General features: G+C 75.7%; 21 protein-coding genes. 14 read left to right on the top strand and 7 right to left on the bottom strand.

Translation table 11 applies throughout. From position 1 onward, the window contains the following. Both IDM29_RS02590 and IDM29_RS02595 read left to right on the top strand, forming a co-directional pair. The coding region (locus IDM29_RS02590) for a biotin--[acetyl-CoA-carboxylase] ligase (protein ID WP_188037180.1) at nucleotides 1–648 on the top strand (648 nt) is incomplete at its 5' end. 102 nt (nucleotides 649–750) lie between these two features. Then, entirely contained in the window at nucleotides 751–1,785 is a 1,035-nt protein-coding gene (locus IDM29_RS02595) for an adenylate/guanylate cyclase domain-containing protein (protein WP_255491784.1), read from the top strand. A 69-nt stretch (nucleotides 1,786–1,854) separates the two neighbouring features. Here IDM29_RS02595 and IDM29_RS02600 read toward each other — a convergent pair whose 3' ends face one another. Beyond that, on the bottom strand, nucleotides 1,855–2,643 hold the full coding sequence (locus IDM29_RS02600) for an SOS response-associated peptidase (protein WP_182113363.1): 789 nt from the start codon (nucleotides 2,641–2,643) through the stop codon (nucleotides 1,855–1,857). 152 nt (nucleotides 2,644–2,795) lie between these two features. Here IDM29_RS02600 and IDM29_RS02605 point away from each other — a divergent pair, with 152 nt between their 5' ends. Both IDM29_RS02605 and IDM29_RS02610 read left to right on the top strand, forming a co-directional pair. Further along, a complete protein-coding gene (locus IDM29_RS02605; protein ID WP_182113364.1) occupies nucleotides 2,796–4,076 on the top strand; it encodes a multidrug effflux MFS transporter in 1,281 nt (426 codons plus the stop codon). 46 nt (nucleotides 4,077–4,122) lie between these two features. Further along, complete coding sequence (locus IDM29_RS02610; protein WP_182113365.1) at nucleotides 4,123–5,343, top strand: pyridoxal phosphate-dependent aminotransferase; 1,221 nt, start codon at nucleotides 4,123–4,125, stop codon at nucleotides 5,341–5,343. Nucleotides 5,344–5,355: 12 nt separating this feature from the next. On the opposite strand, the gene IDM29_RS02615 is transcribed toward IDM29_RS02610, so the two are convergent. Then, nucleotides 5,356–5,973 carry a hypothetical protein gene (locus tag IDM29_RS02615; RefSeq protein WP_182113366.1) on the bottom strand — a complete coding sequence of 206 codons (618 nt, stop codon included), beginning with the start codon at nucleotides 5,971–5,973 and terminating at the stop codon, nucleotides 5,356–5,358. Nucleotides 5,974–6,127: 154 nt separating this feature from the next. Between IDM29_RS02615 and IDM29_RS02620 the strand changes: the two genes are divergently transcribed. Then, nucleotides 6,128–6,895, top strand: a complete 768-nt coding sequence (locus IDM29_RS02620; protein ID WP_182113367.1) for an SDR family NAD(P)-dependent oxidoreductase — start codon at nucleotides 6,128–6,130, stop codon at nucleotides 6,893–6,895. 25 nt (nucleotides 6,896–6,920) lie between these two features. On the opposite strand, the gene IDM29_RS02625 is transcribed toward IDM29_RS02620, so the two are convergent. Both IDM29_RS02625 and IDM29_RS02630 read right to left on the bottom strand, forming a co-directional pair. Beyond that, nucleotides 6,921–7,820 (bottom strand): DUF72 domain-containing protein, encoded by a 900-nt coding sequence (locus tag IDM29_RS02625; RefSeq protein ID WP_255491785.1) that lies wholly within the window; start codon nucleotides 7,818–7,820, stop codon nucleotides 6,921–6,923. A gap of 52 nt (nucleotides 7,821–7,872) precedes the next feature. Next, entirely contained in the window at nucleotides 7,873–8,400 is a 528-nt protein-coding gene (locus IDM29_RS02630; RefSeq protein ID WP_220458020.1) for a GNAT family N-acetyltransferase, read from the bottom strand. A 146-nt stretch (nucleotides 8,401–8,546) separates the two neighbouring features. On the opposite strand from IDM29_RS02630, the gene pgi reads away from it, so the two are divergent. After that, on the top strand, nucleotides 8,547–10,241 hold the full coding sequence (gene pgi, locus IDM29_RS02635) for a glucose-6-phosphate isomerase (protein ID WP_182113368.1): 1,695 nt from the start codon (nucleotides 8,547–8,549) through the stop codon (nucleotides 10,239–10,241). Between the two features lie 11 nt (nucleotides 10,242–10,252). Here pgi and IDM29_RS02640 read toward each other — a convergent pair whose 3' ends face one another. Further along, nucleotides 10,253–10,735 (bottom strand): MarR family winged helix-turn-helix transcriptional regulator, encoded by a 483-nt coding sequence (locus IDM29_RS02640; protein WP_182113369.1) that lies wholly within the window; start codon nucleotides 10,733–10,735, stop codon nucleotides 10,253–10,255. A 243-nt stretch (nucleotides 10,736–10,978) separates the two neighbouring features. On the opposite strand from IDM29_RS02640, the gene IDM29_RS02645 reads away from it, so the two are divergent. Beyond that, a complete protein-coding gene (locus IDM29_RS02645; RefSeq protein WP_182114058.1) occupies nucleotides 10,979–11,359 on the top strand; it encodes an RNA-binding S4 domain-containing protein in 381 nt (126 codons plus the stop codon). A gap of 37 nt (nucleotides 11,360–11,396) precedes the next feature. Here IDM29_RS02645 and IDM29_RS02650 read toward each other — a convergent pair whose 3' ends face one another. Beyond that, the gene (locus tag IDM29_RS02650) at nucleotides 11,397–13,376 is read right to left on the bottom strand and encodes a penicillin-binding transpeptidase domain-containing protein (protein ID WP_309232665.1); all 1,980 of its coding nucleotides are present in this window, start codon (nucleotides 13,374–13,376) and stop codon (nucleotides 11,397–11,399) included. A gap of 281 nt (nucleotides 13,377–13,657) precedes the next feature. Here IDM29_RS02650 and IDM29_RS02655 point away from each other — a divergent pair, with 281 nt between their 5' ends. The 6 genes from IDM29_RS02655 to IDM29_RS17585 all read left to right on the top strand — a co-directional run bounded on the left by IDM29_RS02655 (nucleotide 13,658) and on the right by IDM29_RS17585 (nucleotide 21,266). Continuing rightward, nucleotides 13,658–14,308, top strand: coding sequence for a GntR family transcriptional regulator (locus tag IDM29_RS02655; RefSeq protein WP_182113370.1), 651 nt, complete (start codon nucleotides 13,658–13,660; stop codon nucleotides 14,306–14,308). Continuing rightward, the gene (locus tag IDM29_RS02660; protein ID WP_182113371.1) at nucleotides 14,305–15,831 is read left to right on the top strand and encodes an MmgE/PrpD family protein; all 1,527 of its coding nucleotides are present in this window, start codon (nucleotides 14,305–14,307) and stop codon (nucleotides 15,829–15,831) included. The genes IDM29_RS02655 and IDM29_RS02660 overlap by 4 nt, the downstream gene beginning before the upstream one ends. After that, nucleotides 15,831–16,733: a methylisocitrate lyase gene (prpB, locus tag IDM29_RS02665; RefSeq protein WP_182113372.1), complete on the top strand. Its 903-nt coding sequence runs from the start codon at nucleotides 15,831–15,833 to the stop codon at nucleotides 16,731–16,733. The genes IDM29_RS02660 and prpB overlap by 1 nt, the downstream gene beginning before the upstream one ends. Before the next feature lie 33 nt (nucleotides 16,734–16,766). Further along, on the top strand, nucleotides 16,767–17,942 hold the full coding sequence (locus tag IDM29_RS02670; RefSeq protein WP_182113373.1) for a bifunctional 2-methylcitrate synthase/citrate synthase: 1,176 nt from the start codon (nucleotides 16,767–16,769) through the stop codon (nucleotides 17,940–17,942). A 91-nt stretch (nucleotides 17,943–18,033) separates the two neighbouring features. Then, nucleotides 18,034–20,118, top strand: a complete 2,085-nt coding sequence (locus IDM29_RS02675; protein ID WP_255491787.1) for a SpoIIE family protein phosphatase — start codon at nucleotides 18,034–18,036, stop codon at nucleotides 20,116–20,118. A gap of 146 nt (nucleotides 20,119–20,264) precedes the next feature. Beyond that, nucleotides 20,265–21,266, top strand: a complete 1,002-nt coding sequence (locus IDM29_RS17585) for an NUDIX domain-containing protein (RefSeq protein WP_309232666.1) — start codon at nucleotides 20,265–20,267, stop codon at nucleotides 21,264–21,266. 33 nt (nucleotides 21,267–21,299) lie between these two features. Here IDM29_RS17585 and IDM29_RS02685 read toward each other — a convergent pair whose 3' ends face one another. Then, on the bottom strand, nucleotides 21,300–22,094 hold the full coding sequence (locus IDM29_RS02685) for a PP2C family serine/threonine-protein phosphatase (RefSeq protein ID WP_182113376.1): 795 nt from the start codon (nucleotides 22,092–22,094) through the stop codon (nucleotides 21,300–21,302). 221 nt (nucleotides 22,095–22,315) lie between these two features. On the opposite strand from IDM29_RS02685, the gene IDM29_RS02690 reads away from it, so the two are divergent. After that, entirely contained in the window at nucleotides 22,316–23,815 is a 1,500-nt protein-coding gene (locus IDM29_RS02690) for an MDR family MFS transporter (RefSeq protein ID WP_255491788.1), read from the top strand. Nucleotides 23,816–23,826 lie beyond the last annotated feature (11 nt).

Here is a 23,826-nt window from a genome sequence, read left to right on the forward strand (position 1 = left end):
TGGACCACGCCGCCGCGCGCGGCGCTCACGGTGTCGGTGCTGCTGCGCGCCGACGTGCCGGCGGACCGCCTCGGCTGGCTGCCGCTCCTCGCCGGGCTGGCCGTCGTCCGGGCGGTCGGCGAGGCCGCCGGGACCCGCGCCGCGCTCAAGTGGCCCAACGACGTCATCGTCCCCGCGCCCGACGGCACGGAGCAGCCCGGGTGGCGCGGGTGGCGCAAGCTCGCGGGCGTCCTGTGCGAGGTCGTCCCGGATGCGGGGCCGCCACCCGGTGCCGCGCCCCGCTACGACGTCGTGGTCGGCGTGGGGATCAACGTGGCGCAGTCGACGGCGGAGCTGCCCGTCCCGACCGCCGCCTCGCTCCGGACCCTGGGTGCGCAGGTGGACCGGACGGACCTGCTCGCCTCGCTCGTCCGGCACCTCACCGAGCTCGACGAGCGGTGGCGGGCCGGCGACCCGGGGCTCCCCGACGAGGTGGCCCGCGCCTGCGTGACCCTGGGCACCCCCGTCCGCGTCGAGCTCCCGGGAGGCGGCACGGTCGAGGGGACCGCCACGGCGCTCGGGCCCGACGGCGCGCTGGTCGTCGAGGACGCGGCCGGCCGGTCCCGGGACGTCCACGCCGGCGACGTCCAGCACCTGCGGGCACGGTAGGCACGCCGCGGGCGACCCCGCTGCGGGTCACGACGACGATGGCCGCGGCCACCGGTCGGCCCCCGTCACGGTGACCCTCGTCACCCGGGCTAGCCTGAGGCGGTGTCACCCGAGACGTCCGAGGCAACGCCCGACCACCCCACGACGTCCCCGATGCTCGACCGGCTCGAGGCGCAGCTGCTGGGCGGTCCCCGCACCCTGACGCTCGCGCAGGTCGCCGAGCGCCTCGGCGCCGACGTCGACGACCTGAGGCTCTTCTGGCACACGCTCGGCCTGCCGACGGGCGACGAGGACGCCGTCGCGTACGCGGAGTCCGACGTCGAGGTGCTCAGCCTCCTGCTGGACGCGCGGGACCGCTACAACCTCAGCCCGCGCGCGACCGTCTCGCTCGTCCGGTCCATCGGCCACACCACGGACCGGCTGGTGATGTGGCAGGTCGAGGCGCTGGTCGAGCACCTCACCGAGCGTGACGGCCTCGACGACCGCAGCGCGCGCCTGGCGGTCATCGGGCGCCTGGGCGAGATCGCCGGCCTGCTCGAGCACCAGCTCTCCCACGCCTGGCGCCGCCAGCTCCTGGCGACCGCCGGCAGGTTCGCGGAGGAGTTCGGCGGCGCCCCGGAGCCGGGCGCGAAGGACGAGCTGCCCCTCGCTCGGGCCGTCGGGTTCGCCGACATGGTCTCGTTCACCACCCGGTCCGCCGCGCTCGGGGCGCACGAGCTCGCCGAGTTCGTGCAGACCTTCGAGACGCGCGCCCGGGACGTCGTCACGACCGCCGGGGGCCGCGTGGTCAAGACCGTGGGGGACGCCGTGCTCTTCGTGGCCGACAACCCGCACCTCGGCGCCGAGGTGGCGCTCGGCCTCGCCGACGCGTTCGGCGTCGACAGCGCCACCCCCGTGCGCGTCTCGCTCGTCTGGGGGCGCCTGCTGTCGCGGTTCGGTGACGTGTTCGGCCCGTCGGTCAACCTGGCGGCCCGGCTCACGGAGCAGGCCGTGCCCGGTGCGGTGCTCCTCGACGAGGCCACGGCCGACGCCGTCCGTGGCGCACCCGGCGTGACGCTCGTCCCGCAGGACGAGCGGGAGGTCCCCGGCCTCGGCGTCCTGCGTCCCGTGCGCCTGCTGCGCGCCGACGCCGCCTGACGCGACGCCGCCCGACGTGGCGCCGCGCGACGCGATCGCCGTCGTGACCCGAGCGCCGCACTGGCCGCCTCAGCCCGGCTGGTCCTCGTCGTCGCCGTCGGGCAGCCGCTCGATCAGCTCGGGCCCGTTCGTCCGCACGGAGTTCACCGCGGTGGAGACGGGCGTCGCGACGAGCCGCGGCGCCGGGTCGTGCAGCAGCCCGACCGCCTCGGCGGCGTCCGTGCGGTGCGGGTCGAGCCACTGCGCCCACCGGTCCGGCGTCAGCACCACCGGCCGCCGGTCGTGGATCTCCGCCAGCACGGGGTCGTCGGTGGGGGCGCCGCCCGTGATGATCGTCATCGTGACGAGCCAGCGGTGCGGGTCGTCGTCGGGCAGCGAGCGGTCGCGCCAGAACTCGTAGAGACCCGCGAAGGCGAGCGGGGAGCCGTCGCCCGCGTGGATCCAGAACGGCTGCTTGGGGGCCTTGGCCGGCGAGCCCGCGGGCGGCTTGCGCCACTCGAAGTAGCCCTCGGCGGGCACCAGGCACCGGCGCGCGGCGGCCGCCTTGCGGAACGCGGGCTTGTCGACGAGCGACTCCACGCGGGCGTTGATCATGCGCGAGCCCACGGACGGGTCCTTGGCCCACCCCGGCACCAGGCCCCAGCGCGCGAGCCGCAGCGAGCGCTGGACCTCCTCCGGCGGCTCCTCGCCCTCGACGGCCCGGGGCGCGCGCTCGACGACGACGCGCACGGGGTCCGTCGGCGCGACGTTCCAGGACGGCGGCAGCAGGGCGGCGTCGGCCGCGATGCCCTCCGGGCTCACGGCGAACGCGTCCGCGAGGTCCTCCGCGTCCCGGAACGAGGCATAGCGTCCGCACATGGCCCCCAGCATGCCGCGGCCCTGCGACACGCGCGCCCCGCGCGTCGCGTGCTCCGGCCGGGTGCACATCCCTCGGCGGCCGTGATGGGACTCACGTCCCGGGTCCGTCGATTCACCTGTCCTGTCGAAACGATTCGGCATAAACTCCTGGAGTGACGACACCGACTCCCACGACGCCCGCCCCGCGGGCGGGCACGGACCGCGCCGCCGGCTTCGTCCTGCTCGTCGGCCTCCTCACGCTGCTGCCTGCGGTGACGACGGACATGTACCTCCCGTCGCTGCCCGACGTCGCCGCCGACCTCATGACGACCGAGGCGGCCGCCCAGTTCACGATCACCGGCATGCTCATCGGCGGCGCGATCGGGCAGCTCATCGTCGGCCCGTTCTCCGACCGCGTCGGGCGCCGCAAGCCCGTGCTCATCGGCGTGAGCCTGCACGTGGTCATCTCGCTGCTCTGCGTCGTGGCGACCACGATCGGCCAGCTGTCGACGCTGCGCGTGCTCCAGGGTCTGGTCAGCTCGGGCGCCACCGTGGTCGCCATGGCATGCATCCGGGACCGCTACACCGGGGCCGACGCCGCCAAGCTCATGTCCCGCCTCATGCTCGTCATCGCCGTGGCACCGCTGCTCGCGCCGACCGTCGGCAGCGCGATCGCCTCGGTATGGGGCTGGCGCGCGGTGTTCGTGGCGCTCGCCCTCTTCGCGCTGGTCCTCGTGGTGATCGTGGCGTTCTTCCTGCCCGAGACGCTGCCGGTCGAGCGGCGCACGGCCCACGGCATGCGCGCCTCGCTGCACGGCTACGTGGGCCTGCTCCGGGACCGCCGCTTCCTCGCCCTCGCCGCGCTCCCCGGGCTCGGCATGGCCATGATCATGAGCTACGTCGCCGGCTCCCCGTTCGTCCTGCAGCAGGAGTACGGCCTGTCGCAGTCGCAGTTCGCGCTGGTCTTCGCCATCGGCGGGACGTCGATGGTCACGGGGTCGCAGATCAACGCCGCGCTCGTGCACCGCGTCGGGCCCGCGCGTCTGCTGCGCACGGCCGTCCCGGTCACGGTCGTGTTCAGCGCCGGGCTCGTCGGCGTCGCCGCCACCCACCTCGGCGGGATCGTCGGCCTCGTGGTCGCCCTGTGGCTCACGACGGCCGTCCTGGGCTTCGTGATGTCGAACGCCTCGGCGCTCGCGCTGTCCCGTCACGGCAAGCGCGCGGGGACCGCCGCTGCGACCATCGGCTTCCTGCAGGCGGGCCTCGCCGGCGCCGTGAGCCCGCTCGTCGGGGTCCTCGGCGGGGACGCCGTCGCGATGACCGGCGTGATGCTCCTCAGCATCGTCGTGGCGTTCGTCATCCTGGCCGTCGGCACGCCCGCGTACCGCCGGGGTGGGTGGGTCGAGATGGGTACCGAGCGCGCCGCCGGTGCGCCGGTCGCCGTCGCCCACTGACCGTCCGGCCCGGGGCGGCTCGCCCCCGCCCTCCTACCCTGGGGGCATGACCTCCCTGCGGCCCGGCCGCTGGCACGACGTCGCCCGCGCGGCCGGGCTCGTCGGGGCCGACGGCGTCGTGCGTCCGACCGTGTTCGCCGAGATGTCGGCGCTCGCCGTGAGCACGGGCGCGCTCAACCTCGGCCAGGGCTTCCCCGACGTCGACGGCCCCGCGCACGTCGCACGGGCCGCGGCCGACGCCATCCTCGCCGGGCGCAACCAGTACCCGCCCGGCGCGGGCGCGCCGGAGCTGCTCGACGCCGTCGCGGCGCACCAGGAGCGGCACTACGGCCTGCGGCCGGACCCGTCGTCCGAGGTGCTCGTGACCACCGGCGCCACGGAGGCGCTCGCGGCCGCGGTGCTCGCGCTCGCCGGCCCGGGCGACGAGGTCCTGACGATCGAGCCCTACTACGACTCCTACGCCGCCGTCATCGCCATGGCCGGCGCCACGCACGTCACGGTCGGCCTGCGCGAGGAGGCGGGGCGGTTCCGCCTGGACCTCGACGCGCTCGGCGCGGCGTTCGGGCCGCGCACGCGCCTGGTGCTGCTCAACTCGCCGCACAACCCGACCGGCACGGTCCTCGAGCGCGCCGAGCTCGAGGCGGTCGCGCGGCTGGCGACGGAGCACGACGTCGTCGTCCTCACCGACGAGGTGTACGAGCACCTCACCTACGACGGCGCCCGCCACGTCCCGATCGCGACGCTGCCGGGCATGGCGGGGCGGACGCTCACCGTCTCCTCGGCGGGCAAGACGCTCTCGTTCACGGGCTGGAAGATCGGCTGGGTGACCGGGCCCGCGCCGCTCGTCGCCGCGGTCCGCGCGGTGAAGCAGTACCTGACCTACGTCTCGGGCGCCCCGTTCCAGCCCGCGATCGCGCACGCGCTCGCGGACCCCGACGGGCGCACCGCCGCGTACGTCGCCGACCTGGCCGCGAGCCTCGCCCGTCGGCGCGACCTGCTCTGCGACGGGCTCACGGCGGCGGGGTTCGACGTCGTCGTGCCACGGGGCACGTACTTCGTCGTCGCGGACGGGTCCGGCCGGTGGGGCGACGACGGCGTGGAGACGTGTCGGCGCCTGGCGCACGAGGTCGGGGTCGTCGGCGTGCCGGTCTCCGCGTTCTGCCGCGCCGGGTCGGCCACCGCCGACGCGCTGCGCCCCCGCGTCCGCTTCACCTTCGTCAAGCGCGAGGAGGTGCTCGTCGACGCCGTCCGGCGGCTGGGCGCGTGAGGCGGGACGCCCCTACGCGCCGGTGACCCGCGCCGGGTCGGCGCCGGTGAGCGCGCTGACCAGGCGGACGGCGTCGTCCCACGAGCGCGTGTAGTGGTGCGGGTCCGCGTTCCGCTGGACCGCGTGCGCCACGGCGGTCGGCGTCATGGCGTCGCGGTCCTCGACGCGCTGGAGGGCCCGGAAGAAGCTCTGCGCGCTCGCCGTCGGGTCCATGCGCTCGGCGAGCGTGCCCCACGCACCGTTGTCGCGCTGCTGGAACAGGCCGCGGCTGTCGGGCCCGGCCGTGTCCCCGCGGTCCAGGACGCGCAGGGAGGACTCGCCGAGCGCCGTCATGACGCCGATCGCCTGGTCGCGCGGGGAGAGACCCATGCCCCGGCCCGCCTGCACCACGGCGGCGGCGTTGGTCACCTGCTCGGCGCTGAAGCCGGCCACCTGCGGGGGCGGGGTGGTCGGGGTGGCCGGGGCGACGCCCTGCGCGGCCGTCGACCCGCGGACCGCGGCCAGCTCGGTGGCCAGCGCGGCCGCGAAGGCGGTCGCGCCGGCCGGGGACGCCGTCGTGCGGGGACCGAGCTGCGACAGCGTCTGCTGGATGGCGACCATGCGCTGGCTCATCGCGGTGATCGCGTCCATGGTCCGTCCCCCCTCGCGCTGCGCGTCTCGGCCGGCTCGGCGAGCCCCGTCGCGGCCGCCGGTCCCATCGGCCGTCCGGGCGTGGCTGTGAGCGGCCGGGCCAGGGGGCCGGGTGCCAGGATGACGCGACACCCGCTCGCCGACAGGAGCCGCCATGGACTTCCCCCGCTTCGACGTCCAGGGCCAGGTCGCCCTCGTGACGGGCGCCGCCCGCGGTCTGGGCCGCGCGATCGCGCTCGCCCTCGCGCACGCGGGCGCCGACGTCGCCGTCGGCCTGCGCGACCCGGCCGCGGACGGCGGGGTCGTCGCCGAGATCGAGGCGCTCGGCCGACGCGCGCTGCCCCTGCCGATGGACGTCGCGGACCTGACGCAGGTGCGCGCCGCGGTCCGGCGGGCCGCTGACGAGCTCGGCGGCCTCGACATCCTCGTCAACAACGCGGGCATCGCGCCCGGGTCGATGGCGATCGACGTCACCGAGGACGTCTTCGACGCCACCGTGGGGCTCAACGTGCGGGGCACGTTCTTCGCGTCGCAGGAGGCGGCGCGGGTGATGCGTGAGCGCGGCGGCGGTCGCATCGTCATGGTCGGGTCGCAGGCGGGCGAGGTCGCGCTGCCGGGCGAGACGGTCTACTGCATGACCAAGGCCGCCGTCGCCCACCTCACGCGCTGCCTCGCGGTCGAGTGGGGGCAGTACGGGATCACCGTCAACAACGTCGCGCCCACGTTCATCCGCACGGACGGCACGGCGGACGCGCTGTCGGACCCGGCGTTCGAGGCCGACGTCGTCGAGCGCATCGCGGCGCTGCACCGCATCGGCGAGCCGATGGACGTCGCCGGCGCGGTGCTCTACCTGGTCTCGCCCGCGGCGTCCCTCGTGACCGGCCACACGCTGCTCGTGGACGGTGGCTGGACGGCGCGCTGACCGGGAGCCCGGTGCCCCGCCGTCCTCAGCCGGCCACCCGCTCCGGCGTCCCGGGGCGCGGCAGCGCGAGGCGGCCCAGGTCCAGGTCCACCTGTGTGCGGCCTGGTCCGACGCCGAGCAGCTGGGCGAGGCGCAGCGCGTCGAACGGGGCGTGCACCTTGACGTCGTTGTCGAAGTAGACGACGACGTCGCGCCCGTCCGCGGCCCACGCGGCGATCCGCTCGGCCCACCGGGCGAGCGAGGCGTCGTCGTACCCGCTGACGTACAGCTCCTCGCCGCCGTGCAGGCGGACGTAGACCAGGTCGCTCGTGACGTCCAGCAGGAACGGCCACTTCCCGGCGGTGTCCGCGACCACGAGGCCGATGTCGTGCCGGCGCAGCAGGTCGACGAAGTCCGGCGTCACGAACGTCGGGTGCCGCACCTCGAGCGCGTGCCGCACGGGCCGGTCGGCGTCGGTCTGCGTCAGCGCGCGGCCCTCGAGCCGCTCGTCGTGACCTGTCGCCAGCGCCGCGGCGGCCGACGTCGTCCGGGGGAGCAGGTCGAAGAAGGTAGCGAGCCGGCCGGGGTCGTAACCGAGCATCGGCGGCAGCTGCCACAGCACCGGGCCGAGCTTGTCGCCGAGCGCCAGCACCCCCGACGCGAAGAAGTTGGCCAGGGGCTGCGCGGGTTCGCGCAGCTTGATCATGTGGGTGATGAAGCGGCCGCCCTTGACCGCGAACCGGAAGTCCGGCGGCGTCGCCTCGTACCACCGGCGGTAGCTCTCGGGACGCTGGAGCGAGTAGAAGGACCCGTTGAGCTCGACGGTGCTCAGCAGGCTCGACGCGTGCGTCAGCTCGAGGCGCTGCGGGAGCCCGGGCGGGTAGAACACGCCGCGCCAGGGCGCGTACCGCCACCCCGAGATCCCGATCCGGACGTCCCCGCTCACCGGAGCCACGGTAGGCAACCGGTCCGTCCTCCGCCCGCCGACGGCGTCCGGGTCACACGCCGACGACGGCGCTGCGGCGCTCCAGGCGGACCACGTCGCGCCAGACGCCCGCGGCCGTGCGCCCGAGGCGCTCGTTCACGCCCACCGTGCGGAAGCCGTGCCGGGCGTGGAGCGCGAGGCTTGCCGCGTTCTCGGGGAAGACGCCGGCGGTGAGCGTCCAGACCCCGGCGGCCTCCGTCGAGCGCACCAGGGCGTCGAGCAGCGCGGAGCCGACGCCGCGTCCCCGGGCCGCCGCGGCGACGTACACGCTGATCTCGAGCACGCCCGCGTACACGCAGCGGCTGCTGGTGGGTGAGCACGCGGCCCACCCGAGCACGACGTGGTCGCGACCGTCGAGGGGACCCGTCGCGACGAGGCGGTGCTGCCCGACGTGCGCGGCGTCCCACGCCTCCCACGAGGGCACCGTGGTCTCGAAGGTGGCCTCGCCGGTCGCGATGCCGTCGGCGTAGACCGCCGCCACCGCGGGCCAGTCGTCGGCCGCCATGGCGCGCACCGTCGTGCGGTCGTGCGTCGCCGCCATGCGTCCTCCCGAGCCGTCCGTGCTCACCGGGCGTGGCGAGCAGCCCGCCCGCGGACGAGCATCGTGGCAGGCCCGGGGGTCCGGTGTCAGGACCGCGTCCACGTCAGTACGGTGGAGGCGACACCCCAGCCCGCAGGAGGACCCGCGTGACCACGGCACCGATCGACCCGACGACGACGAGCGCGTGGGCGGGGCTGCTCGCGCACCGCGACGCGACGACGCCCGACCTGCGCGCCTGGTTCGACGCCGACCCGGAGCGGGCGTCGCGCCTGTCGTTCGGCGTGGGCGACCTGCACGTGGACCTGTCCAAGAACCTCGTCACGGACGAGACCCTCGCCCTGCTCGTGCGGCTCGCCGAGGAGGTCGGGCTGCGCGGCCGGCTCGAGGCGATGCTCTCGGGCGAGCACATCAACGTGACCGAGGACCGCGCCGTGCTGCACACCGCGCTGCGTCGCCCGCCGGGCGCCGAGCCGCGCCTCGTGGTCGACGGGCAGGACGTCGACGCCGACGTGCAGCGCGAGCTCGACAAGGTCTTCGCCTTCGCCGACCGCGTGCGGTCCGGGCAGTGGACCGGCGTGACGGGCGAGCGCATCCGCACGGTCGTCAACATCGGCATCGGCGGCTCGGACCTCGGCCCGGTCATGGCCTACGAGGCGCTGCGCCCCTACGTCGCCGAGGGCATCGAGCTGCGGTTCGTCTCGAACATCGACCCCACCGACGTCGCGGAGACGCTCGCGGGCCTGGACCCCACGACGACGCTGTTCATCGTCGCCTCCAAGACGTTCGGCACCTTGGAGACCCTGACCAATGCGCGCCTGGCGCGGGCCTGGCTGTGGCGCGAGCTCGTCGCCGCGGGCGCGATCGACGACACCGAGGAGGCGCGCACGGGTGCCGTCGCGCAGCACTTCGTCGCGGTCTCGACCGCGCTCGAGAAGGTCGCGGCCTTCGGCATCGACCCGGCCAACGCCTTCGGGTTCTGGGACTGGGTGGGCGGCCGCTACTCGGTCGACTCGGCGATCGGCACGTCGCTGGCCGTCGCGATCGGTCCCGACGCCTTCCGCGACTTCCTCGCCGGGTTCCACGCCGTGGACGAGCACCTGCGCACGCAGCCCTTCGAGCGCAACGTCCCGGTCCTCATGGGCCTGCTCAACGTCTGGTACGTGAACTTCCTGGACGCGCACACGCACGCGGTGCTGCCCTACGCCCAGTACCTGCACCGCTTCCCGGCGTACCTGCAGCAGCTCACGATGGAGTCCAACGGCAAGAGCGTGCGGTGGGACGGCTCGCCCGTCACGACGGACACCGGTGAGGTGTTCTGGGGCGAGCCGGGCACCAACGGCCAGCACGCCTTCTACCAGCTGATCCACCAGGGCACGCGCCTGGTCCCGGCGGACTTCATCGCCGTCGCGACGCCCGCGCACCCGCTGCGCGACGCCGCCGCGGGCGACGTCGACGTCCACGAGCTGTTCCTCGCGAACTTCTTCGCCCAGACCAAGGCGCTCGCGTTCGGCAAGACGGCCGACGAGGTCCGCGCGGAGGGCACGGCGGAGGAGATCGTGCCGGCGCGCGTGTTCAGCGGGAACCGGCCCACGACGTCGATCATGGCGCCGGCGCTCACGCCGTCGGTGCTCGGCCAGCTCATCGCGCTCTACGAGCACATCACCTTCGTGCAGGGCGTCGTGTGGGGCATCGACTCGTTCGACCAGTGGGGGGTCGAGCTGGGCAAGGTCCTCGCGAACCAGATCGCGCCGGCGGTCGGTGGGGACGCCGCCGCGCTCGCGGCGCAGGACCCCTCCACCCGTGCGCTCATCGAGTACTACCAGGAGCACCGCCGGCGCTGACCGGGGCGGCGTCAGCTCTCGAGGTGGTACAGGCGCTTGTGGGGGTCCAGGACGCGGATGAGCGTCAGGGAGATCTCGGACAGCTGCGCGACCTGCTCGGGGGTGAGCGCGTCGATGACGAGGCGCCGCACCTCGGTGACGTGACCGGGGGCGCTCGCCACGACCTTGTCCCAGCCGGCGTCGGTGAGCACCGCGAGCGTGGCGCGCTTGTCGGACGGGTCGGGCTCGCGGCGGACGAAGCCGTCGCGTTCGAGCCGCGTGACGACGTGGGACAGGCGGGGGAGCGTCGCGTTGGTCGCCGAGGCGAGGTGGGACATCCGCAGCGTGCGGTCCCGGGCCTCCGACAGCATCGCGAGCAGCAGGTACTCGTAGTGCGTGAGGTCCGCGTCGCGGCGCAGCTGTGCGTCCAGCGCGCCGGGCAGCAGCTCGATCACGGCCTGGAGCCGCAGCCACGCCACGAGCTCGTCCTTGCTCAGCCAGTGCGGCTCTGCCATGGGACTCCAATGATCGGGGCGACACCACGAGGGGGATGGCGCGCGTGAACTTGTTGCTTCACCTATATCTCACCACTCCCGCTCGCGCAGGAGACGCCACGACTGCGCCCGCGCGCTGGTGTGACTAGCGTGGACCGGCGGCCGCCCGGGCCGTCGCAGGCCGAGGAGCGCACCGTGAGCGAGGAGCAGGTCGGCGCCGCCGGAGCGCCCGCACCGGGGCAGGCGCCACCCGCTGCCCCCGCGGTGCGGCCGCCGCCGGCGCCGGACAGCACGCGCATCGACCGGTGGTCGTGGGCGGTCCGGCTGTTCCGCACACGCTCCCTCGCCGCCGCCGCGTGCCGCGCGGGCCACGTGCGCGTCAACGGGGACCGGGCCAAGCCCGCGACGACCGTGCGTCCCGGCGACGAGGTGCGGGTGCGCGTCGAGGGCACCGAGCGCATCGTCGAGGTGCGCCTGGCGGTCGAGAAGCGCGTCGGCGCCGCCCTGGTGCCCCTGTGCCTCGTGGACCGCACCCCGCCGCCGCCCGCGCGGACCGAGCTCGCGGTCGCGCCGGTGCGGGACCGCGGCGCCGGGCGGCCCACCAAGCGCGAGCGCCGGGACATCGACCGACTGCGGGGCCGCTGACCGCCGACGGCGGCTCGAACGGCGGCGAGCGCTCGGCTCAGTCGGGGGCGACGCGCAGGAAGTCCTCGAGCAGCGGGCCTGCGGTGCTGGCGCCCGACTCGCCGTCCTCGACGAACACGGCGACGGCCAGGTCACCCTGGATCCCCAGCATCCAGGCGTGGTTGCGCAGGCCGTCGTCGGCCTGGAACTGCGCGGTGCCCGTCTTGGCGAGGACGTCGGCCCCCGGCACGTCCTCCAGGGCCGCGCCGCCGCCGTCGGTCACCACTGCCCGCATCAGGGCCTGGAGCGCCGCCGCCTCCTGCGGCGTCAGCGGTGACGCGTCGGCGGCCGCCGCGGGCGGCTCGGCGCCGACGAGCCACGGCGTCACGGTGCGGCCGGCGGCCACGGACGCCGCCACCGTCGCCATGGCCAGCGGCGACGTCTGGATGCGGCCCTGGCCGATGAGCGACGCGGCGTGGTCCGTGCCGGTCGCGTCGGTGGGCACCGAGCCGAGGAACGCGGGGAAGCCCAGGTCCCGCGCGCCGCCGAGCCCGAGCGACGCGGCCGCAGCGGCGAGGGCGTCGGCGGGCGCGCGGTCGCGCAGGCCGATGAACGCGGAGTTGCAGGAGTGCGCGAAGGCCGTCCGGAGGCTCACGGGCCCCAGGGCCGACGACGGGTACCCGGGGACGTTGTCGAACCGGCGGCCCTCGACGTCGATGCCGTCGCTGCACTCGACCGAGGTGTCGGGGGTGATCCCGGCGCGCAGCAGGGTCAGCGCCGTGACGACCTTGAACACCGACCCGGGCGCGTAGGTGCCGAGCGTCGCGCGGGACAGCCCGCCGTTGCCCGGACCGTTGGCGACGGCGAGGACCGCGCCCGTGGACGGGCGGATCGCCACGAGGGCGCTGGGCGCCGCGACGTCGGCCAGGACGCCGTCGGCCGCCTCCTGGAACGGGGTCGAGATCGTGGTGACGAGCGGCTCGCCGGGCACCGGCTCCCGCTGGAAGAGCACGCGCTCCTGGCCGTTGTCCGACGCGGTCGCCACCACCGACAGGCCCGGCAGGCCGCGCAGCTGCGCGTCGTACTGCCGCTGCAGGCCCGAGAGGCCGACCGTGTCGCCCGCGACGATGGCGCCGTCCGAGGCCTCGATGACCTCTGCGGTGGCGGGCCCGGCGGTGCCGAGGACCTCGCGCGCGAACCGTCGGCTCGGCGCGAGGGGCAGCTCGTCCGGCACGCTGTTGGCGCCGGCGAGGAGCCCGAACTCGTCGATCGACACGGGGGAGGAGCCGGTGCGGACGACGAGGCCCTCGACGAAGGCCTTCTCGCCGGCCGCCGCGACCCGCGCGGCGAACTCCGCGGGGTCGAGGCCGAGGAAGGCGCCCATCGCCTCCGCGGCGGCCGCGTGCTCGGCGGCGTCGAGCCGGGTCTTGTCGAAGCCCAGCCGGAGCACCTCCCGCGGCTCGACGAGGACCTCCGCGCCGCCCGCGCCGAGGACGTTCGCCCGCGCCGACGGTGCGTCGCGTCGCACCGCGAGCGTCTCCGTCTCCCGCAGGTCGGGCGCCACCACGAACGGGGACCACTCGACGAGCCACTCGCGCTCGACCAGCCGGAGGTGGGCCGTGGTGGTGTAGGTCCACGCCGCCCCCTCGACGCCGGCGGCCGGTGCGCCGCCCGTCGCGGCGTCCTCGCCGTCGGCAGTGCCCTCCGCGTCCTCGGCAGCGCCCTCCGCGTCCTCGTCCGGGTCCGCCTCGGCGGCGGCGGTGACCCCCTCGTCGAGGGACCACGTGTGCTCGAGGACCGCGGTCGCCGTGCCCGCCTCCTCGTCGACGGCGATCGTGCCCACCTCGACGACCGGCCGCACCGGCGCCATGCCCTGCGTCGCCGACGCGAGCTGTGCCGCCGCCTCCTCGCCGGCGCCGTCGGCGAAGGGCACGTCGCCGAGGTCGCCGGAGGCGAGGGCGTGCGCCAGCGCCTCCACCGCGGCATCGGGTGTGGGGTCCGCCGGCGTGCACGCGGCCAGGCCGGCGACGACCGTCACGGTCGCGGCCAGCGCGGCCGGCCACGCACGCCATCGCTCCGCGCGACCCGTGCCACGGGACCGCCCCCGACCGTGGTCCGCCCGGCCCTGCTCCACCCGACTGCCCCGTCCCACGTGCGCTCCCGCCCGCCGCCCCTCGGCTCGGCCGAACCATCCCAGACCGCGCCCACGCCGTGCTACCTCCTCCCGTGTTGTATGCACCGGGGCCGTGCCGCCCGCCCAGGACGCCCTTCCGGGCATCATGTGTATACAAGGAGGGTCTCCGGACGTACGCTGACGCCGTGCGAGCCGGTGACCGGGTGTACGCGGCCCTCCGCGAGGAGATCGTCGCGGGACGGCTGCGCGCGGGCGCCGAGCTCAGCGAGGTCGAGCAGGCCGAGCGCTGGGGCGTCTCGCGCACGCCCGTCCGGGAGGCGCTCTCGCGCCTGCGCGCGGACGGTCTCGCCGTCGTCGGTCGCGGCCGCACCCTGGTCGTGCCCGGGATCAGCGCCGACGACGTCGTGCGGCTCTTCGAGCTGCGCGAGGCGCTGGAGACGCAGGCCGCCCGCCTGGCCGCCCGGCGGTGCCGACCGGAGGTGTTCGCGGGGCTGGCGCAGCGGTTCGCCGCCACGACGCCCCCGGACCCCAGCGACCCCGAGGACCCGACCGGCCACGACTACTACGCGCTGGTCGCCGAGCTCGACGCGGCCGTCGACGAGGCCGCGGAGAGCCCCTACCTGCGCAGCGCGCTCGCGGGCCTGCGCACGCACGTCGCGCGGGTGCGCCGGCTCGCCGCCGACAACCCGGCCCGGCTGCGGCAGGCCGCCGCCGAGCACCGCCTCATCGCCGAGGCCATCGCGCAGCGCGACGAGGTGCTGGCCGTCCACGCCACGGCCGTGCACCTGCGCCTCGCCCTGACCACCGTCCTGCAGACCCTGGAGGCAGCCGCATGACCGTCCACCACGTGCGCGTCCACCCGAGCGCCGCGCGGCTCCCGCGCGAGGGGCAGCTCGCGTGGGCCTTCGCCGGTCTGGCCTCCGCCCGGGTCCCGGTGCCGGACGACGTCGCGGAGATGGTGGTCAACCGCGTCATCGACAACGCGGCCGTCGCGGTCGCCTCGCTCACCCGCGCGCCGGTCGCCGCGGCCCGCGCCCAGGCGCTCGCCCACCCCTACCGGCCGGGCGCCACCGTCGTCGGTGCGGCGCCGGACGTGCGCGTGAGCCCGGAGTGGGCCGCGTGGGCCAACGGGGTCGCCGTCCGCGAGCTCGACTACCACGACACCTATCTCGCCGCCGACTACTCGCACCCGGGCGACAACATCCCGCCGGTGCTCGCCGTCGCCCAGCACCTGGCCGAGCGTCGCGGGGTCACGGGCGCCGACGTCGTCCGCGCGATCGCGACCGGCTACGAGGTTCAGGTCGCGCTCGTGCGGGCCATCAGCCTGCACGCCCACAAGATCGACCACGTGGCCCACCTCGGCCCGTCGGCGGCGACGGCGCTGGGCTCGCTGCTCGGCCTGGACCCCGACGTCGTCTTCCACGCCGTGGGGCAGGCGCTCCACACGACCACCGCGACGCGGCAGTCGCGCAAGGGCGAGATCTCGACCTGGAAGGCGTACGCCCCGGCGCTCGCGGGCAAGCTGGCGGTCGAGGCGGTCGACCGCGCCATGCGCGGGCAGACCGCGCCCGCGCCGATCTACGAGGGCGAGGACGGCGTCGTGGCGTGGCTGCTCGACGGCCCGGACGCGGCGTACGACGTCCTGCTGCCGGACGCGGGGGAGCCGTGCCGCGCGATCCTGGAGACCTACACCAAGGAGCACTCGGCCGAGTACCAGTCCCAGGCCCTCATCGACCTCGCGCGGCGGCTGCACCGGGACCGTCCGGAGCTGGCCGATCCCGAGCGCGTGGTCGAGATCGTGCTCCACACGAGCCACCACACCCACCACGTCATCGGGTCGGGCTCGGGCGACCCGCAGAAGTACGACCCGGGCGCGACGCGCGAGACGCTCGACCACTCGATCCCGTACATCGTCGCGGTCGCGCTGCAGGACGGCCGGTGGCACCACGTCGACTCCTACGCGCCCGAGCGCGCGTCGCGCCCCGACACCGTCGCGCTGTGGCACAAGATCACCACGCGCGAGGACCCCGAGTGGACGCGGCGCTACCACTCGAGCGACCCGGCCGAGAAGGCGTTCGGCGCGCGCCTGGAGGCCGTCCTGAGCGACGGCACCCGGGTCGTGGAGGAGATCGCCGTCGCCGACGCCCACCCCCTGGGCGCGCGGCCCTTCGGCCGGGCGCAGTACCTCGCCAAGCTCCGCACGCTGGCCGACGGCGTCGTCGAGCCGGCGGAGGTCGACCGCTTCGTCGGGCTCGTCGAGCGCCTGCCCGAGCTGTCGGCGGCCGAGCTCGCCGGGCTCACGCTCACGGCGCCGCCCGAGGTCCTGGCACGCACCGCCGTCCCGGAGGGGATCTTCTGATGCTGTACTCGACGACCACGGCAGCGGCCAAGCGCGCGACCCTGCGCCGGCGCCTGGCCGACGGCGAGCTGCTGCGGTTCCCGGGGGCGTTCAACCCGCTGTCCGCGCGCCTGATCCAGGACAAGGGCATGGAGGGCGTCTACATCTCGGGCGCCGTCATCGCGGCGGACCTCGGGCTGCCGGACATCGGCCTCACCACGCTCAGCGAGGTCGCGGGCCGCAGCGCGCAGATCGCGCGGATGACCGACCTGCCGGCGCTGGTCGACGCGGACACGGGCTTCGGCGAGCCGATGAACGTCGCGCGGACGGTGCAGACGCTCGAGGACGCGGGCGTCGCCGGCCTGCACATCGAGGACCAGGTCAACCCCAAGCGCTGCGGGCACCTCGACGGCAAGCAGGTCGTCGACCTGCCCACCGCCGAGCGCCGCATCCGCGCCGCCGTGGACGCGCGCCGCGACCCCGACCTCCTGGTGATGGCCCGCACCGACGTCCGCGCCGTCGAGGGACTGGGGGCCGCCGTCGACCGGGTCAAGCGGCTCGTCGACGCGGGCGCCGACGCGGTCTTCCCCGAGGCCATGGCCGACGCGCGCGAGCTCGAGGCCGTGTGCCGCGCCGTCGACGTGCCCGTCCTGGCCAACATGACCGAGTTCGGTCGCTCGCCGCTGCTGGCCACGCGCGAGCTCGCCGACGCCGGCGTCCGCATCGTCATCTACCCCGTGTCCCTGCTGCGCCTGGCGATGGGCGCCGCGGAGCGAGGCCTCGACACGCTCGCGGCGCAGGGCACGCTCGAGCCGGTCGTCCCGCAGATGCAGACCCGGACCCGCCTGTACGAGCTGCTCGACTACGCCGGCTACGGCCGGTTCGACGAGACCGTCTTCACCTCGACCGGCCACGCGGGGTGAGACCCGCGGGCCCATGACCGCAAGGGAGCGATCATGACCCAGCCACGCAACGGCCGGCCGCACGACGGGGCCCGGCCCGGCACGCCCGCGCCCGACGCGCCCCCTGCACCCCAGGTGCACCGGGGCCTCGCGGGCGTCGTCGCCGACACGACGCAGGTCTCGGCGGTCGACCCCGCGAGCAGCTCGCTGCTGTACCGGGGCTACCCGGTCACCGAGCTCGCCGCCGCGTGCTCGGTGGAGCAGGTGGCCTGGCTCCTGTGGCACGGCGAGCTGCCGACGCCGGACGAGCTCGCCCGCCTGGAGGACGTCGAGCGCGAGAACCGGGCCCTGGCGCCGCACGTGCGCGAGGTCGTCGACGCGCTCCCGGCGAGCGCGCACCCCATGGACGTGCTGCGCACCGCCGTGAGCGTCATGGGCGCGTACGCGCCGGTCGAGGACGTGGGGGACCCGGACGCGCTGCTGGAGTCCTCCGTGGCGCTCTTCGCGGGCCTGCCCGCGGTCATCGCCTACGACCAGCGCCGCCGCCGCGGCCAGGACCTCGTCGAGCCGCGCGAGGACCTGGGCTACGCCGCGAACTTCCTGCACATGACCTTCGGCGACGTGCCCGACGACGTCGTGCTCGACGCCTTCCGGGTCTCGCTGGTGCTCTACGCCGAGCACTCGTTCAACGCCTCGACGTTCACCGCGCGCGTCATCACCTCGACCCTCGCCGACGTGCACTCCGCGGTGGTCGGCGCGATCGGGGCGCTCAAGGGCCCGCTGCACGGCGGCGCGAACGAGGCCGTCATGGCCATGCTGAGCGAGATCGGCGACGCGAGCCGGGCGCAGGCGTGGCTGGACGAGGCGCTCGCCGGGAAGCGCAAGATCATGGGCTTCGGGCACCGCGTGTACAAGAACGGCGACTCGCGGGTGCCGACCATGAAGGCCGCGCTGGACCGCCTCGTCGCGCACACCGACCGGCCCGACGTCGCGGCGCTCTACGACGCGCTCGAGCAGGCGATGGCGAGCCGCAAGGCGATCCTGCCGAACCTGGACTACCCGTCCGGCCCCGCCTACCACCTCATGGGCTTCGACACCGCGACGTTCACGCCCCTGTTCGTGGCCAGCCGCGTCCTGGGGTGGACGGCGCACGTGGGTGAGCAGCGCGCCGCCAACTCGCTCATCCGCCCGCTCAGCGCGTACACGGGCCCGGCCGAGCGGCACCTGTGACCCCGGCCGTCGCCCGCGTGGACCCCGCCCGCGGGTGGCACGATGACCTCGGGGTCCGCGACGGGCTCGCGCGAGCCGTCCGGAGGCCTGGGTGCTGGTGAACGACGACGAGGCGGCCGACGCCACGGTGGACGCGGCGCTCGTCGACCTCGCCGCGACCCGGATCCGCTCGGACCTCGCCGTCGTCGCCGCCGGGATCGGCACGTTCGACTGGGACCTCGCGACGGGCGAGCTCGCGTGGGACGCGCAGCTCCGCGAGGTGTTCGGCGTCGGGGACGGGGGCTTCGACGGCACGATCGAGGGCTTCCACCGTCGCGTGCACCCGGACGACCTCGCGCGCGTGACGGGAGCGCTCGCCGAGGCGGTCGAGCGGTGTGGTGAGTACGCGGCCGAGTACCGCGTGGTGCGCCCGAACGGCGACCTGCGGTGGGTCCAGGCGCGCGGCCGGGCGCTCGCCGGCCCGTCAGGAGCCGCCGCGCGCGTCATCGGCGCCGCGTACGACAGCACCGGCAGGCGCCAGGGCGAGGCGCGCGTGGGCCGCGTCCTGGAGTCGATGTCGACGGCCTTCTTCTCGCTCGACCGGGGCTTCCGCTTCACCTACGTCAACGCCGAGGCCGAGCGCGTGCTCGGCGCGCCGCGTGACCGGCTCCTCGGGGGCGTCCTGTGGGAGCTCTTCCCGCACGCCGTCGGCTCCGCGTTCGAGGAGCGGTACCGCGGCGCGATGGCGTCGGGCGTGCCGACGTCGTTCGAGGAGTTCTACCCGGCGCCGCTCGACCGCTGGTACGACGTGCGCGCGTGGCCCGACCCCGACGGGCTGTCGGTGTACTTCCACGACATCACGGCGCGCCGCGAGACGGAGGAGCGCCTGCGGCAGGCGATGGCGCGCAGCGCGCTCCTCGCCGACGTCGCCTCGGAGCTGGCCAGCACGCTCGACCCCGTGGAGGCGGTGGGGCGGCTGGCCCGCGTCGTGGTGCCCACGCTCGCGCAGTGGTGCATCGTCACGCTCGTGGACCGCGAGGCCAGCGGGCCCGCCTGGCGGCGCCTGCGCGACGTCGGCTCGTGGCACGAGGACCCGGAGCAGCGCGCCTCCGTCGAGCGGTACGCCGCCCTGCGGCTCGGCACCATCGACGCGTCGTCGCCCGTGGCGCGCGCGCTCGAGAGCGCGCATCCGGTGGTCGTCCGCGGTGACGCCACCGAGAAGATCACGGCGCTCCTCGGCTCGGCCGAGGCGCGGGAGGCGCTCGCGCGCCTCGCCCCCACCGACGTCGTGGTGCTGCCGCTCGTGGCCAAGGGCCGGGTCCTGGGGCTCCTGAGCCTCTACGACGTGACGGGGCGCCGCGCCGGTGACGCGTCCTCGCTCGAGGAGGACCTGCGGACCGCCACCGACGTCGCCGCCCGCGCCGGCCTGGCGCTGGACAGCGCGCGCCTGTACGCCCAGCAACGCCGCGTCGCCGAAGGGCTCCAGCGCTCGTTGCTGACCGAGCCGCCGCAGGTCGACGGGCTGCAGATCGCCGTGCGGTACCAGCCCGCCGCGCGCGCCGCCCGGGTGGGCGGCGACTGGTACGACGCGTTCCGGGTCCGTCCCGGCGTCCTCGGCCTGGTCATCGGCGACGTCGTCGGGCACGACATCGAGGCGGCGGCCGCGATGGGCCAGGCGCGCTCGCTCCTGCGCGGCATCGCGGCGACCACGGGCGGCGGTCCGGCGGACCTGCTGAGCCGGCTCGACACCGCCTTCCGGACGCTCGAGCTCGACCTCATGGCCACGGCGCTAGTCGCCGAGGTCGAGGACCACGGCGCGACGCCCGACGGCGTCGTGCTCCGCTGGTCCAGCGCCGGGCACCCCACGCCGCTGGTGGTCCTGCCCGGCGGCGAGGTGCGCGAGCTCGGGGCCGCGGACGGCGTGCGGCCCGACCTGCTGCTGGGCGTCGACCCCCTGCGCACGCGGAGCCAGCACGTCGCCGTGCTGCCGCCCGGCTCCACGCTCCTGCTGTTCACCGACGGCCTCGTCGAACGTCGCGGCGAGCGCTACGGCGTCGGTCTCGCGCGGCTCGTCACCGTGCTGCGCGAGACGGCGGCGGACGACCTCGAGGCGGTGTGCGACGCGGTCCTGGACCGCGTCCTGCCGGAGCAGCCGGGCGACGACGTCGCGCTCGCGGCGGTGAGGCTCGGCTCCTGACGACCCGCGCGCGCGCCGGTCGGTCCGCGGCGAGAGGCCGCCTCCGGTTGCGGGGCTGACGCCGGGGGAGTGGGATCGGGGCTGCACGAGGCGGGTCGGGCGCCGCCCGGCCGCCGAGGACCAGTGGTGCGGATCGAGGAGACGACATGGACGACAGCACACGGACCTGGGTCATCGTCGCGGTGGTGGTGGTCGCACTCCTGCTCGTGCTCTTCCTCGCCCTGCGCGGCCGCCGCGGCAAGGCGCAGGAGGCCAAGCGGGTGGAGGCCCACGAGCTGCGACGCAAGGCCGAGGCCGACCGCATCGAGGTGCAGCAGCGCGAGGCCGCCGCCGCCAAGGTCGACGCCGAGGCGCGCATGGCGCAGGCCGACGCGGACGTGCGCGCGGCCGAGGCGGCTCGCCTGCAGGCCGAGGCGCACCAGCGCTCCGAGCAGGTCTCGAGCGCCCGCGCCGAGGTCGACGAGCGGCTGCGCCGAGCGGACGCGCTCGACCCCGACGTGCCCGGTGACGGGCGACGCCCCACGACGGGCACGGCCACCACGGCCGCGCCGACCCCGGGCACGACGGGCGCGACCGACCGACGCCCGCGTCGCACGGCGACCACGTGGCGCAGGACCGCCCGGTCGACGGGTCGGACGGATCCCGTCCGGGCGCCTGAGCGCGTGACGGCCGGCCGGAGCAGCGCGGGGCTGCTGCTCTACCGCCACGGCGCCGACGGCCTCGAGGTCCTGCTCGGCCACATGGGCGGTCCCTTCTGGGCGCGCAAGGAGGCCGGTGCGTGGACCGTGCCGAAGGGCGAGCCGCTCGACGGCGAGGACCCGCGGGCCACGGCGCTGCGCGAGTTCACGGAGGAGCTCGGCGTGCCGCCGCCCACCTCGCCGCTGGAGGACGTCGACCTGGGCACCGTCACGCAGCGCGCGGGCAAGACCGTGCGCGCGTGGGCGCGGTTCGCCGACCTCGACCCCGAGCGGCTGGGCCCCGCTCGGAGCACCGTCGAGCTCGAGTGGCCACCGCGCTCGGGCCGGCGGGTCACCGTCCCCGAGCTCGACCGGGTGCGGTGGTGGCCGCTCGCGCAGGCGCGCGACGTCGTCGTCGCGGCGCAGGCGGAGCTGCTCGACCGCCTCGCCGCCGCCGCGCCGCGGGCGTGAGGCTGGCGTGACGGTCGCCGGCGCGCCGGGCGCTCAGCCCAGGGCGCCCTGGAACCCCTGCGCGGGGTCGGCCGCCGCGCCGAGGTAGCGGGGCCGGTCCTCGGGTCCGGGTGTGCCGTCGCTGACGTCGCAGACGGCGACGCTGACGTTGTCGTGCGCGTCCGCCGCCACGGCGGCCTCGACCAGGGCGTCGCTCGCCTCCTCGGGACCGTCGGCGTCCGCGAGCCGACGCAGCAGCTGGGCCTCGGCGACGTAGTCCGTCAGGCCGTCGCTCGTCAGGAGCCAGCGGTCGCCCGGCCGGGCCTCGACGTGCATGAGGGACAGGCCGGCGGTGTCCTCGACGTCGCCGGAGAGCGAGCGCAGGATCACGTTGCGGTTGGGGTGGTGCTGGGCGTCGCGGGCGTCCACCAGGCCCTGGTCCACGAGCGCCTGCACCAGCGAGTCGTCGCGCGTCACGCGACGGCCTTCGCCGTCGCGCACGAGGTAGGCCCGCGAGTCGCCGATGTGGGCCACGCTCACCTCGTCGTGGGCGCAGAAGAGCCCGGTGAAGGTCGTGGCCATGCCGTTCAGCCGCGGCTCGCGGTCGGCTCGCAGCGCGAGGTCGGCGTTGGCCTGCGCGACCATCTCGCGCAGGTCCTCGAGCTCGAGCCGGGCGAGGTCCGTCGTCGCCAGCATCGCCATGAGCCGGTGCGTGACCGTCCACGAGGCGACGTCCCCGCCCGCGTGGCCCCCGACCCCGTCGGCGACGAACGCGAAGCACGGGCCACACCCGACGGAGTCCTGGTTGTCCGCGCGGTGCGGTCCGGTGATCGAGCGTGCGGCCGTCACGAGCCTGACCATGATCCCCCCGAAATCGTGGGCTGTTCCTGGCAGCCATGATCGCCGACCCGTGGCGGACGCGCGAGGGCAGGGGCGGCGCGAGCGAGGACCGGACGGCCGCGGCGCGTCCGCTCAGGGCGGACGGCGAAACCGGGCAAACCGCTCGACCCGTGTCGGAGCCCGGAGCAACACTGGCCGGACGGGACCGCCCAGCCGACCGGGAGGCAGCCATGACCGACGCGCCGACCGTCATGAGCGCGCGCGACCGCCGCGCCGTCGTGCTGCTGCTCGTCTCGACCTTCGTCGTGATCCTCAACGAGACGATCATGGGCGTCGCGCTGCCGCACCTCATGCGGGACCTCGACATCACGGCGGGCACCGCCCAGTGGGTCACCGCCGCCTTCCTGCTGACGATGGCCGTGGTCATCCCCGTCACCGGCTTCGTGATCCAGCGCGTGACGACGCGCCAGGCGTTCCTCGCCGCGATGGGCCTGTTCAGCCTGGGCACCCTGGTGTGCGCCCTGGCGCCCGGCTTCGGCGTCCTCCTCCTGGGGCGCGTCGTCCAGGCGAGCGGGACGGCGATCATGCTGCCGCTGCTCATGACCACGGTGATGACCGTGACGCCCTCGGCCTCGCGCGGCCGGACGATGGGCAACATCAGCGTGGTCATCTCGGTCGCGCCCGCGCTCGGCCCGACGATCTCCGGGCTCGTCCTGACGGTCCTGGACTGGCGATGGCTGTTCGGGCTGGTGCTGCCGATCGCCCTTGGTGCGCTGGCGCTCGGGGCCGCGCTGCTGCAGAACCTCACCGAGCCGCGCCAGGCGCGCGTCGACCTCGCCTCCGTGCTGCTGTCCGCCGTCGGCTTCGGCGGGATCGTCTACGGCCTGAGCCGGTTCGGCGAGGCCGCGGGCGACAGCGGAGCCCTCCTGGCCGCCTGGGCGCCCGTCGTCGTGGGCGCCGCGGCGCTGTCGCTGTTCGTGGCCCGCCAGGTCTGGCTCCAGCGCAGCGACGCCGCGCTGCTCGACCTGCGCACGTTCCGCTCCGGCACGTTCTCGGTCGCCGTCGGGCTCATGGCGATCAGCATGATGTCGCTCTTCGGCACGATCATCCTGCTGCCCATCTACGCGCAGGACGTCCTCGGCCTGCAGGCCCTGCAGACGGGCCTGCTCCTGCTCCCCGGCGGGCTGCTCATGGGCCTTCTCGCGCCGCTCGTCGGGCGGCTGTACGACAGGGTCGGGGCGCGGCGGCTCCTCGTGCCCGGGACCCTCGTGGTGAGCGCGGCGGCGTGGGGGTTCGCCACGCTCGGCGAGGGGAGCGCACCGTGGCGGCTCACCGCGGCGCACGTCCTGCTGAGCGGCGGCCTGGCCTTCATGTTCACGCCGCTGTCCACCGCGTCCCTCGGGTCGCTGCGGCCCCGGCTCTACGCGCACGGTAGCGCCGTGGTGGGCACGGTCCAGCAGGTCGCCGGCGCGGCCGGCACGGCCCTGTTCGTCACCGTCATGACCGCGCACGGGGCGGTCCTGGCGGCCCGGGGGGCGGACGTCGTGGCCGCCACCGCGGGCGGCGTGCACGCCGCGTTCCTCGTCGGTGGCGTCCTGACGCTGCTGGCCGTGCCCGCGGCCTTCGCCCTCCGCACGCCCGCGGGCCCGCCCGCGAGCGGGAACGAGGAGGGCGGCGCGCCCGTTGACCAGGACGACGCCGTCGGCCCGGTGCCGTCGGTGGCGCACTGACCACGGAGGGC

This window comes from Actinotalea sp. JY-7885 (genome assembly GCF_014525465.1).
Lineage (GTDB): Bacteria > Actinomycetota > Actinomycetes > Actinomycetales > Cellulomonadaceae > Actinotalea.

Bases quoted from the DNA above. Each gene is read 5' to 3' on its own strand.
- IDM29_RS02600 (WP_182113363.1), bottom strand. From the start codon at position 2,643: ATGTGCGGACGCTATGCCTCGTTCCGGGACGCGGAGGACCTCGCGGAC.
- IDM29_RS02610 (WP_182113365.1), top strand. From the start codon at position 4,123: ATGACCTCCCTGCGGCCCGGCCGCTGGCACGACGTCGCCCGCGCGGCC.
- IDM29_RS02615 (WP_182113366.1), bottom strand. From the start codon at position 5,973: ATGGACGCGATCACCGCGATGAGCCAGCGCATGGTCGCCATCCAGCAG.
- IDM29_RS02620 (WP_182113367.1), top strand. From the start codon at position 6,128: ATGGACTTCCCCCGCTTCGACGTCCAGGGCCAGGTCGCCCTCGTGACG.
- IDM29_RS02630 (WP_220458020.1), bottom strand. From the start codon at position 8,400: ATGGCGGCGACGCACGACCGCACGACGGTGCGCGCCATGGCGGCCGAC.
- IDM29_RS02640 (WP_182113369.1), bottom strand. From the start codon at position 10,735: ATGGCAGAGCCGCACTGGCTGAGCAAGGACGAGCTCGTGGCGTGGCTG.
- IDM29_RS02660 (WP_182113371.1), top strand. From the start codon at position 14,305: ATGACCGTCCACCACGTGCGCGTCCACCCGAGCGCCGCGCGGCTCCCG.
- prpB (WP_182113372.1), top strand. From the start codon at position 15,831: ATGCTGTACTCGACGACCACGGCAGCGGCCAAGCGCGCGACCCTGCGC.
- IDM29_RS02670 (WP_182113373.1), top strand. From the start codon at position 16,767: ATGACCCAGCCACGCAACGGCCGGCCGCACGACGGGGCCCGGCCCGGC.
- IDM29_RS17585 (WP_309232666.1), top strand. From the start codon at position 20,265: ATGGACGACAGCACACGGACCTGGGTCATCGTCGCGGTGGTGGTGGTC.
- IDM29_RS02690 (WP_255491788.1), top strand. From the start codon at position 22,316: ATGACCGACGCGCCGACCGTCATGAGCGCGCGCGACCGCCGCGCCGTC.